Source organism: Micromonospora chalcea (assembly GCF_002926165.1).
Taxonomy (GTDB): domain Bacteria; phylum Actinomycetota; class Actinomycetes; order Mycobacteriales; family Micromonosporaceae; genus Micromonospora; species Micromonospora chalcea.
This window is the reverse complement of sequence record NZ_MAGP01000063.1, coordinates 1-4072: the sequence shown is the minus strand read 5'-3', so window position 1 is coordinate 4072 and position 4072 is coordinate 1. Positions and strand designations below refer to the sequence as shown.

Genomic DNA, 4072 nt, shown 5'->3' with positions numbered 1-4072 from the left:
AGGGAGTGGCTAGGTCGGGGTCAGGACGGGCGGGGGGCGAAGCCGTAAGGGAGTTCCAGGCGGTGGGCCGTCAACAGCGCCTCGTCTGCCAGCAGGTCACGTGTGGGGGCGTCGGCGACGATGCGGCCGCCGTCCAGGATCACCGAGCGGGGACACAGCTCGGCCGCGTACGGCAGGTCGTGCGTGACCATGAGCAGCGTCACCGGCAGGGCACGCAGGATCTCCGCCAGCTCCCGGCGGGCGGCCGGGTCGAGGTTCGACGACGGCTCGTCCAGCACCAGGATCTCCGGGCGCATGGCCAGCACAGTGGCCACCGCCACCCGGCGTCGCTGTCCGAACGACAGGTGGTGCGGGGCGCGGTCCCGGTGCTCGCTCATCCCGACCGCCGCGAGCGCCTCGTCGACCCGGGCGGCCAGCTCGGCGCCGCGCAGGCCCAGGTTGGCCGGGCCGAACGCCACGTCCTCGGCGACCGTGGGCAGGAACAGCTGGTCGTCCGGGTCCTGGAAGACGATGCCGACGCGGCGGCGTACCTCGGCCAGCGTGTCCCGGTCCCGGGTGACGGTGAGGCCGCCGACGCTCACCGTGCCCTCGGTCGGGGTGAGGATGCCGTTGAGGTGCAGCACGAGCGTGGTCTTGCCGGCGCCGTTGGGCCCGAGCAGCGCCACCCGATCGCCGCGCGGCACGGTCAGGTCCACGCCGTGCAGGGCGACGTGACCGTCCGGGTACGCGTACCGGACGCCGCTGACGTCCAGGGAGGGCGGCTGCTGCACGTACCCGATCATTGCAGGACGAGCGCGACGGCGGCGATGGTGGCCGCGATCGCCGGCACCGTCGCGGCGACCGCCCACTGGCCGGCGGTGGCCGCGCCGGCCCCCTGCCACACCGCCGGCATCCGGCCGGTGTAGCCGCGGGAGAGCATCGCCAGGTAGACCCGCTCGCCGCGCTCGAACGCGCGCAGGAACAGCGCGCCGACGCCGGCCGCGAAGCCGCGCAACTGCCACAGGAACCGCGGGTCGTCGCCGCGCGACACCCGCGCCACCCGCATCCGGCGGGCCTCGCCGACCAGCACCTCCAGGTAGCGCAGCATGAACGTGGCGATCTGGGTGAGGATCTGCGGGCACCGCAGCCGGTCCAGGCCGAGCAGCAGGTCCCGCGTCGTCGTGGTCGCCGCCAGCAGAAGCGACGCGAGTACGCCGAGCGTGCCCTTGGCGAGGATGTTGAACGCGCCGTGCAGCCCGTCCACGGACAGGGCGAGCCCCGCCACCTCGACCCGCTCCCCCGCCCCGAGGAACGGCAGCGCGAACGCGAACAGCACGAACGGCAGCTCGATCAGCGCCCGGCTGAGCAGCCAGCGCGGGCCGACCCGGGCCAGCGCGGCCACCACGGCGACCAGGAGCGCGTACCCGCCGAAGGCCCAGTACGCCTCCCGGGGCGTGGCCACCACCGCGACGGTGAACAGCACCATCGCGGCGATCTTCACCTCCGGCGGGAGGCGGTGCACCGGCGAGCCGGACTCGCGGTAGAGCACGTGCGCGTGCCCGGCGCCCATGGTCAGCGGCTGCCGGTGGACGGGGTCGCTGCGTCGTCCGCCGGGTCGGCGCTCGCGGTGGGCGTGGCGGGCGTGGCGGGGCCGCGGCGGCGGGCCAGCCAGAACAGGCCGGCGCCGAACGCGAAGGTGAGCAGCACGCCGAGCACGCCGGACAGGCCGGTGGAGACGAAGTCGTTGCCGATTCCGCGTACGCCGTAGTCGGCCAGCGGGCTGTCCGCCAGCTCGTGGTCCTTCGCCTCCTGGGCCGGGCAGCTGCCGCCGGTGATCTCGTCGTCGGCGTTCACCGTGCAGCCCTTGAGCAGCGAAGAGTCGAGCCCGTCCGGGTGCGAGGAGGCGTAGTTGCTGACCACGCCCGCCAGCAGCAGCGCCACCAGCAGGCCGCCGAGAAGGAACGGCCACTGACGCTTGCTCATCGGGCACCTCCGGCGACCGGGACGGCGGGAGCCGGCGTGACCGGCTTGAGGGCGCGCAGCGCGTACACCAGGTCGGGCCGGACCTTCGCCACGGTGACCACGGTGGTCGCGGTGATCAGGCCCTCGCCGATGCCGATCAGCAGGTGGGCGAAGGCCATGGTGCCGGCCAGGCCGGTCAGGTTGCCGCCGAGGTCGGTGGTGCCGCCCAGCCAGTACTGCAGGACGAAGCCCTGGGACGCGACCACCACGCTGACCAGCGCGGAGACGAACGCGGTCACTGCCAGGCCGGCCGGGGTACGCGGCAGCACACGCAGCAGGAGCGCGATCAGCAGGTACGCGGCGGCGGTGCCGAGCAGCGCCATGTTGGTGATGTTGAGTCCGAGCATCGCCACGCCGCCGTCGCCGAAGACCAGCGCCTGCACGATGAGCACCACGGCCACGCAGAGCGCGCCGACCCAGGGGCCGACGAGCATCGCCGCGAGCGCGCCGCCGAGCAGGTGGCCGCTGACCCCGGCGGTGAAGATCGGGAAGTTGAGCATCTGCACGGCGAAGATGAACGCCGCCACCAGCCCGGCCATCGGGGCCAGCCGGTCGTCGAGGTCGGCTCGGCCCCGCATCACGCAGAACGCGAGCGCGGCGAGGGTGAGAGCCGCGAAGATCGCGGCGACCGGACCGTTGATGATCCCGTTGGAGATGTGCATCGCCAGGGTGTCCACGCGCTCAGCGTATTTCCAGGAAGGCACTGTTGCCAATATCTGGCAACAACCTCATGATGGCCGTCACCGTGTCCGCGCGTCGCCGTCCGCCGAGCGCACCGGCCCGGCGGTATCGTCACCGCCATGACCGACCGCCTCAAGCCCGGCGACCCCGCCCCCGAATTCACCCTTCCCGCCGACGACGGCGGGACACTCTCCCTGGCCGACCTGCGCGGCCGCAAGGTCATCCTGTACGCGTACCCGGCCGCCATGACGCCCGGCTGCACCAAGCAGGCATGTGACTTCCGGGACTCCCTCGCCTCCCTGCAGGCCGCCGGCTACGAGGTGGTGGGCATCTCGCCGGACAAGCCGGCCAAGCTGGCGAAGTTCCGCGAGCGGGACGCGATCACGTTCCCGCTGGTCTCCGACGCGGACAAGGCGGTGCTGACCGCGTACGGCGCGTTCGGCGAGAAGCAGATGTACGGCCGCACGGTCACCGGCGTGATCCGCTCGACGTTCGTCGTGGACGAGGACGGCAAGATCGAGCAGGCGTTCTACAACGTGCGGGCCACCGGCCACGTCGCCAAGCTGCGCCGGGATCTCGGGCTCGACTGAGGTCGGCGCGCGGTCCGGCTCGTGACGGCCGCGCCGCAGTGGTGACCCCGAATGTGGTCTACGATCCGGAGGCTGTGACACCGGTCCGCGGGCGGTGGTCACGATGAAGGGGCCGTAGCCCAACGGCAGAGGCATGCGGTTTAGGTCCGCACCAGTGCGGGTTCGAATCCCGCCGGCCCTACCAGTCGCCGGTGCCACGCGCACCGGCGACTGTCGGGAAGGTCACGAACGCGGGTCCGCACCGCGTCGCCACGAGCAGGATTACGGCGTGGACCTGCGTTTCTCCCTCGACCCCGACCTGACCCCCGAGCTGCGCGAACAGATCATCGCGCTCTGGGTGGACGTGACGAACGCCGGCGGCGCCGTCGGCTTCGTCGCCCCCGTGACCGCCGACGAGGTACGCCCGCTCGCCACCTCCACGCTCGACGAGGTCGCGGACGGGCCGGACCGGCTACTCGTCGGCCACGAGGGCAAGCAGCTGGTCGCGGTGCTGGTCATCGCCGACAACCGGTTCCACCTCAAGACGCACTGGCGGGTGCTCAAGCGCGTCATGGTGCACCCCGACACGCAGGGGCGCGGCCACGGCGCGGCGCTGATGCGCGAGGCCGAGCGGATCGCCCGAGGGCTGGGCCTGGCGGCGCTGCACGTGACGGTCCGCGACGGGCTGGGGCTGGACCGCTTCTACAAGCGCCTCGGCTACCGCGAGATCGGCCGCCTCCCCGCCGCGCTGCGCCTGTCCGCCACCGACGCCCGCGACGAGATCCTCATGTGGCTAGACCTCCCCACCCCAACCTGACCCC

At 72.7% G+C, this 4072-nt stretch carries 6 protein-coding genes and 1 tRNA gene; 3 read left to right on the top strand and 4 right to left on the bottom strand.

Going from position 1 to position 4072, the window contains the following annotated elements; all coding sequences use genetic code 11:
- Positions 1–20: 20 nt before the first annotated feature.
- Genes BAW75_RS06930 through BAW75_RS06915 form a run of 4 tightly spaced genes read right to left on the bottom strand, consistent with a single transcriptional unit; the run spans position 21 to position 2678 of the window.
- Entirely contained in the window at positions 21–782 is a 762-nt protein-coding gene (locus BAW75_RS06930; protein WP_104113005.1) for an energy-coupling factor ABC transporter ATP-binding protein, read from the bottom strand.
- On the bottom strand, positions 779–1549 hold the full coding sequence (gene cbiQ / locus BAW75_RS06925; protein ID WP_043326150.1) for a cobalt ECF transporter T component CbiQ: 771 nt from the start codon (positions 1547–1549) through the stop codon (positions 779–781). Before cbiQ ends, BAW75_RS06930 begins: the two co-directional genes overlap by 4 nt.
- A gap of 2 nt (positions 1550–1551) precedes the next feature.
- A complete protein-coding gene (locus BAW75_RS06920) occupies positions 1552–1962 on the bottom strand; it encodes a PDGLE domain-containing protein (protein ID WP_104113004.1) in 411 nt (136 codons plus the stop codon).
- Positions 1959–2678 (bottom strand): energy-coupling factor ABC transporter permease, encoded by a 720-nt coding sequence (locus tag BAW75_RS06915; RefSeq protein WP_104113003.1) that lies wholly within the window; start codon positions 2676–2678, stop codon positions 1959–1961. The genes BAW75_RS06920 and BAW75_RS06915 overlap by 4 nt, the downstream gene beginning before the upstream one ends.
- Positions 2679–2801: 123 nt before the next feature.
- Here BAW75_RS06915 and bcp point away from each other — a divergent pair, with 123 nt between their 5' ends.
- From bcp to BAW75_RS06900, 3 genes are all read left to right on the top strand, one after another.
- Positions 2802–3272 carry a thioredoxin-dependent thiol peroxidase gene (gene bcp / locus BAW75_RS06910; RefSeq protein ID WP_104113002.1) on the top strand — a complete coding sequence of 157 codons (471 nt, stop codon included), beginning with the start codon at positions 2802–2804 and terminating at the stop codon, positions 3270–3272.
- 108 nt (positions 3273–3380) lie between these two features.
- A tRNA-Leu gene (locus tag BAW75_RS06905) sits at positions 3381–3456 on the top strand.
- Between the two features lie 84 nt (positions 3457–3540).
- Positions 3541–4068 carry a GNAT family N-acetyltransferase gene (locus tag BAW75_RS06900; RefSeq protein ID WP_104113001.1) on the top strand — a complete coding sequence of 176 codons (528 nt, stop codon included), beginning with the start codon at positions 3541–3543 and terminating at the stop codon, positions 4066–4068.
- Positions 4069–4072 lie beyond the last annotated feature (4 nt).